Here is a 6054-nt window from a genome sequence, read left to right on the forward strand (position 1 = left end):
CCTCACGGGCTTCGGATGAGCGGAGCGGGGGCATGTGACGCCCGATCGCGGCATCCGCTCAGGCCGACTGCACGCGGTCGAGCTCCGCGTAGCGCCCGCCCGCGGCGAGCAGCTCGGCGTGCGAGCCCACCTCGACGACGCGGCCGCGCTCGAGCACCACGATGCGGTCGGCGCCGCGGATGGTGGAGAGCCGGTGGGCGACCACGAGGGTCGTTCGACCGCGCATCAGGTGCTCGAGGGCGCCCTTGATCTTCGCCTCCGACTCGGGGTCGAGGGCGCTCGTCGCCTCGTCGAGCAGCAGCACGCGCGGGTCGCGCACGAGCGCCCGCGCGATCGACAGCCGCTGCCGCTGCCCGCCCGACAGCCGCGCGCCGCGTTCGCCGACGACCGTGTTCCATCCGTCGGGTTGCGCCTCGACGATCTCGAGGGCGTTCGCGTCGCGCAGCGCGGCCAGCACGCGCTCGTCGCTCACGTCGCCGAGCCCGTAGACGATGTTCTCGCGGATGGTGCCCTCGAACAGCACCGACTCCTGCGGCACGACCGACACGAACCGGCGGAACGTGCGGAGGTCGAGCTCCTCCATGTCCACGCCGTCGAGCAGCACCCGGCCGCGCGTGGGACGGAGGAAGCCGAGCACGAGGTTGAGCAGGGTCGACTTGCCCGATCCCGACGAGCCGACGAACGCGACGGTCTCGCCCGCGCGGATGTCGAGCGTCACGTCGTCGAGCGCCGGGGGGATGCCGAGGTCGTAGCGGTACTCGACGTGCTCGAGGCCGAGTTCGCCCCGCACCTCGCGCACCGCGCGCTTGCCCTCGTTGAACTCGAGGTCGGGCTCCTGCACGACCTCGGCGATCGACCGGATCGACTCGGTGCCGCGGGCGATCACGGGCAGCAGCATGAGGAGGTTCGTCGCCGCGCCGGTGAGCAGTGCGAAGTACGAGCTCAGCAGCACCACCTGGCCGGGGGTGATGGGGATGAGCCCGGTGATCGAGATCCAGGCGGCGAGCACGAGGCATCCGACGCCCAGCAGTTGCAGGCTGACCCACGACAGCGACGCGAAGCGGCCGTTGAGCAGGTCCAGCTGGAAGCCGGCGCTGCGCACGCCCTCGGCGCCGCGGGCCACTCGCGTGACGGCGGTCTGCTCGAGCCCGTGCGCGCGGGTGATGGGCATGAGCGTCGCCATCTCGCCCACGCGAGCCGAGAACTGCTCGACCTCGCGGCGGAAGGTCTCGTTGCGGGCGGCGCTGCGCCGGTTCAGGATGGCGCGCAGCAGCACGGCGAGCGGGATCGCGAGCGCGTAGACCGGCAGGAACGCGGGCACGTTGATGGCCGTCATCACGATGGCGCCGAGCAGCACCATGGTCGCCGAGAGCAGCGGATGCGTCGTCTGCTGCAGCATGACCTCGACGTTCTCGACGTCGCGCACGACCTTGGTCTGCACGACGGCGGAGTTCGCGCGGGAGTGGAAGCCGATCGACAGCGACTGCAGCCGGGAGGCGAGGGCGTTGCGCAGGTCGGCGCCGGTCGACCGCACGGCGCCCATGAAGAGCCGCGTGTACATGACGTGGTTCGGGTAGTTCTGCACGAGTGCGACGAGGGCGACGCCCGCCCAGAGCCAGAGGGTGGACATGGGGCCGCCGTCGACGACGACGTCGATGACGCCCGCCGTCACCACGGGCAGCAGCCAGAGGGGCGTGTCCTTGAGCGCGAAGAAGCCGACCGCCGTGAGGACACGGCTGCGATGGAGGTCGAGGAGGCGGAACACCGAGCGGAGCGGATGTCGCCCGTCGATGGCCCGCTCGATCTGGGAAAGCGTTTGCCCGGTCATCATCCCATTGTGCCGCCGATCAGGTCGCCTCGCTACGCTGGACTGATGTCCTTCGATCCCCGCAGCATCCCGGTCGATCCCTCCGCAACGGCCGCGCTCGCGAGGAACGGACTCGAATACCGCCTGCTCGACCCGGCCGACCGGCCCGCCATGCGAGCCTGGGCCGAGGCCGAGACGCGAGGATTCCACCACCCGCGGCCGCGCGAGATCGACCTCGACCACGACGTCTCGGTCGCCGGGGAGCGCCGGGTGCACGGCGTCTACGATCGCACCGCGGCGCACCCCGAGGTGCCCGTCGCCACGGTCGACGGCTGGCCCACCGGGCTCAGCGTGCCGGGCGGGCGCAGCGTCGATGCCTGGGCCGTCAGCGCTGTCACGGTATCGCCGACGCACCGCCGTCGCGGCATCGCCCGGGCACTCATGGAGGGCGAGCTCGCGAACGCCCGCAACGCCGGCGCCGCCGTCGCCATGCTCACGGCGACCGAGGCCACCATCTACGGCCGCTACGGCTACGCCCCCGCGGCCAGGGCCGCCACGATCACGGTCGACCGACGCCGCACCCACTGGATCGGGCCCGACGCCCCGGGGCGGGTGCACTTCGTCGACCCCACCTCGCTGCGTGAGGTCGCGCCGGGCATCGCGCGTCGGGCCGTCGCCCGCACTCCGGGCGAGATCGACCGGTGGCCCGGCATCATCGACCGGGGGCTCGGACTCGTGAACCCCGACGGCGATCGGGCGCGCGCCCTCCGCACGGTGCGCTACGACGACGAGCACGGACAGCCGCAGGGCTTCGCGAGCTTCCGGGTCACGCGCGAGCCCGACGAGCCCGGCGTGCTCGAGTTCGACTTCCTCTCGGCCGCGACGGACGACGCCGAGCGCGCGCTCTGGCGCTTCCTCGTCGAACAGGACTTCGTCACCGCCGTGCGCGGCCGCCTGCGCTCGGTCGACGAACCGCTGCCGTGGCTGCTCGAGGACCCGCGTGCGGTCACCGTCAGCGACGTCGGCGACCACCTCTGGGTGCGAGTGCTCGATCCGGTCGATGCCCTTTCCGCGCGCCGGTACGGACTCCCCGGCTCACTCGAGCTCCGCGTGGCCGATCCGCTCGGCCACGCGCGCGGGCGCTTCCGGCTCACCGTCGACGAGCGCGGTCGCGCCGAGGTCGAGCGCCTCGACGAGGGCGCCGCTGCGGCATCCGGCCCCTCGCTGCAGCTCGGGGTGCAGGAGCTCGGCGCCGTCTACCTCGGCGGTGTGCGTCCCTCGGTGCTCTCGCGAGCGGGACGCATYGTCGAGACGGCTCCGCGGTCGGTCGCCTTCGCCGATCAGCTGTTCGCGGCCGAGCGCACCCCGCACCTCAGCATCTGGTTCTGACAGCCGGATGCCGCGTGCGGGCGCGCCGGGTCGGCGGGCGCGCCGGGTCGGGCGGCGCGTCGCGGGAGGTCGCGGTGCCACCTGGTGCCCCCATTCCGGGGGCGCGATGTGAGAGCGCTCCCCCGCATTCGCCCGCGGGTACCGCTTTCCCGCTTACTGACACGTCAGTAAGTTACGGAAGCGTTATCAACCGTTTTGTTCCGCTGTCCCACATTTGCGTCATCATTGCTGTGCCGCCGCCAAGGATGACGGCGGAACCCTCGAGGGGTCGACCTCAATCACAGAAGGGGAGAGCCATGAAGACACCTTCATTGGTCTCTACTGCAGCGCTCGTCGGTGTCTCGGCGTTGCTGCTGGCAGGTTGTTCGAGCGGCGGCAGCGGCGGAGAGAGCGACGGAGGCGACGCGGCAGCGACGCGTGCCTGCGTCATCCTCCCCGACGCCGCGTCATCGCCGCGCTGGGAGAACAACGACCGCCCGTACCTCGAGGACGGCCTCACGGCCGCCGGCTTCGAGACGGACATCCAGAACGCGCAGGGCGATGTCAACAAGTACGCGACCATCGCCGACCAGCAGCTCAGCAAGGGCTGCGGCGTGATGCTCCTCGTCGACTACAACGGCGCAGGCGCCGCGGTGGCCGCCAAGGCGAAGGGCGAGGGCATTCCCGTCATCGCCTACGACCGCCCCATCGAGGGCGTCGACTACTACGTGTCGTTCGACAACGCAGAGGTCGGGCGGCTCGAGGGCCAGTCCATCGTCGATGGCCTCGCCGCCGCCGGCAAGGACCCGGCCAGCGCCGTCGTCGTCTACATGGGCGGCGACCCGACCGACGGCAACGCGAAGATGTTCCACGACGGAGCCGTCGAGGTCATGGAGGCAGCCGGCATCAAGCCGGCGGCCGAGCCCCCGGGCGTCTGGGACGGCGAGAAGTCGGCGACGAACTTCGAGCAGGCCCTCACCTCGCTCGGCGGCAAGGTCGACGCGGTGTGGGTGGCCAACGACACCAACGCCGCCGGCGTCATCACGGTCCTCGACAAGAACGGCCTCGTCGTTCCGGTCTCGGGCCAGGACGCCTCGGTCGCGGGCCTGCAGAACGTGCTGCTCGGCAAGCAGACCGCCACGGTCTACAAGCCGATCAAGCTCGAGGCCGACGCCGCGATCGACCTGGCGACCAAGCTGCTGAAGGGCGACACTCCCACCGCCGACCAGGAGCTCGAGGACGGCACGCCCTACATCGCCGTGACGCCCCAGCTGGTCGGACCCGACCAGGTGGCCGACGTCGTCGACGCCGGCGATGCCGACCCGGCCGAGCTCTGCCAGGGCGAGGTCGCCGCGAAGTGCGGCGAGTACGGCATCGAATAACCAGTTCCATCCTCGGGGCCTCGGCCACGGCGTCATCGCCGCGGCCGGGGCCCCGATCCCCTCTCCCGGCGGTAGCCGGCGAGTGCCACACTGAGAGCCAGACAGCGCCGTCGAAAGGAACCCGGCATGGAAGACGTGCCCATCATCGAGCTGAGTGGAGTCGTCAAGAGCTTCGGCCCGGTCAGCGTGCTCAAGGGCGTGGATCTCAAGGCCTACCCCGGCAAGGTCACCGCGCTCGTCGGCGACAACGGGGCGGGCAAGTCCACCCTCATCAAGGGCCTGGCGGGCGTGCAGCCCTACGACGCCGGCAGCGTGAGGTTCGAGGGGCAGGAGGTCGCCCTGCACACGCCCCGAGAGGCCTCACGGCTCGGCATCGAGGTCGTGTACCAGGACCTCGCCCTCTGCGAGAACCTCGACATCGTGCAGAACATGTTCCTCGGTCGCGAGGAGACCGAGTTCGGCACCTTCGACGAGGGCCGCATGGAACGGCAGGCGTCCGACACCCTCCGCTCGCTCTCGGTGCGCACGGTGAAGTCGGTGCGGCAGAAGGTGTCCTCCCTCTCGGGCGGCCAGCGCCAGACCGTGGCCATCGCCCGGGCGGTGCTGAAGAAGGCGCGGGTCGTCATCCTCGACGAGCCCACCGCGGCCCTCGGCGTCGCCCAGACCGAGCAGGTGCTGAACCTCGTGAAGCGCCTCGCCGAGCAGGGCGTCGCGGTGATCATCATCAGCCACAACCTCGTCGACGTGTTCGCCGTCGCCGACCACATCAACGTGCTCTACCTCGGGCAGATGGTCGCCTCCCTCGAGACGAGCCAGACCACGAGTGACGACGTCGTCGGCTACATCACCGGCACGAAGACCCCCGCAGGAGCGTCCGCATGAGCACCCAGAAGACGACGCCGACCACCGACGACCCCGTGGCCGATGCCCCGGCGACCTTCGTCGCGGCCGACCTCATCGGCAGCGGCCAGGAGGGCGGCATCGGCGACCAGGTGCGCGCCTGGTTCCAGCGCGTGCGCAGCGGCGAGATGGGCGCGCTGCCCGCCATCGGCGGGTTCATCGTGCTCAGCATCATGTTCTCGATCCTCAGCCCGTTCTTCCTGACCGAGCGCAACTTCGCGAACCTCATGACGCAGGCGGCCACGCTCGTCATGCTCGGCATGGCGCTGGTCTTCGTCATCCTGCTCGGCGAGATCGACCTGTCGGCCGGTGTCACCGCCGGCGTCACGATGTGCATCTTCATCGTGCTGGTCAACGTGCAGGGCATCAACTGGGTCGTCGCGCTCGCGATCGCGTTCCTGGCCGGCATCGCGATCGGCACGTTCATCGGGTTCTTCGTCGCGAGGGTGGGCATCCCGTCGTTCGTCGTGACGCTGGGCCTCTTCCTCGGCCTCCAGGGCTTCGAGCTCATCATCATCGGCTCGGGCGGCCTCTACCGCGTGCAGGTGCCCGAGATCCTCGCCATCCAGAACAGCAACCTGCCGACCTGGGCCGGCT

Annotated in this window: 5 protein-coding genes; 4 read left to right on the plus strand and 1 reads right to left on the minus strand. The window is 70.7% G+C overall.

From position 1 onward, the window contains the following. Positions 1-58: 58 nt before the first annotated feature. Positions 59-1828 (minus strand): ABC transporter ATP-binding protein, encoded by a 1770-nt coding sequence (locus tag AC1DY2_RS13760; RefSeq protein ID WP_476762948.1) that lies wholly within the window; start codon positions 1826-1828, stop codon positions 59-61. A 45-nt stretch (positions 1829-1873) separates the two neighbouring features. Here AC1DY2_RS13760 and AC1DY2_RS13765 point away from each other — a divergent pair, with 45 nt between their 5' ends. The 4 genes from AC1DY2_RS13765 to AC1DY2_RS13780 all read left to right on the plus strand — a co-directional run. Then, positions 1874-3196: a GNAT family N-acetyltransferase gene (locus tag AC1DY2_RS13765; protein WP_476762949.1), complete on the plus strand. Its 1323-nt coding sequence runs from the start codon at positions 1874-1876 to the stop codon at positions 3194-3196. Between the two features lie 296 nt (positions 3197-3492). Further along, positions 3493-4557, plus strand: coding sequence for a sugar ABC transporter substrate-binding protein (locus AC1DY2_RS13770; RefSeq protein WP_476762950.1), 1065 nt, complete (start codon positions 3493-3495; stop codon positions 4555-4557). Positions 4558-4683: 126 nt separating this feature from the next. Continuing rightward, positions 4684-5439 (plus strand): ATP-binding cassette domain-containing protein, encoded by a 756-nt coding sequence (locus tag AC1DY2_RS13775; RefSeq protein ID WP_476762951.1) that lies wholly within the window; start codon positions 4684-4686, stop codon positions 5437-5439. Beyond that, on the plus strand, positions 5436-6054 hold a 619-nt coding region (locus AC1DY2_RS13780), incomplete at its 3' end, for an ABC transporter permease subunit (RefSeq protein WP_476762952.1). The genes AC1DY2_RS13775 and AC1DY2_RS13780, both read left to right, overlap by 4 nt.

It is taken from the genome of Agromyces sp. P1_H4 (assembly GCF_056405255.1).

Bases quoted from the DNA above. Each gene is read 5' to 3' on its own strand.
- AC1DY2_RS13770 (WP_476762950.1), top strand. From the start codon at position 3,493: ATGAAGACACCTTCATTGGTCTCTACTGCAGCGCTCGTCGGTGTCTCG.
- AC1DY2_RS13760 (WP_476762948.1), bottom strand. From the start codon at position 1,828: ATGACCGGGCAAACGCTTTCCCAGATCGAGCGGGCCATCGACGGGCGA.
- AC1DY2_RS13775 (WP_476762951.1), top strand. From the start codon at position 4,684: ATGGAAGACGTGCCCATCATCGAGCTGAGTGGAGTCGTCAAGAGCTTC.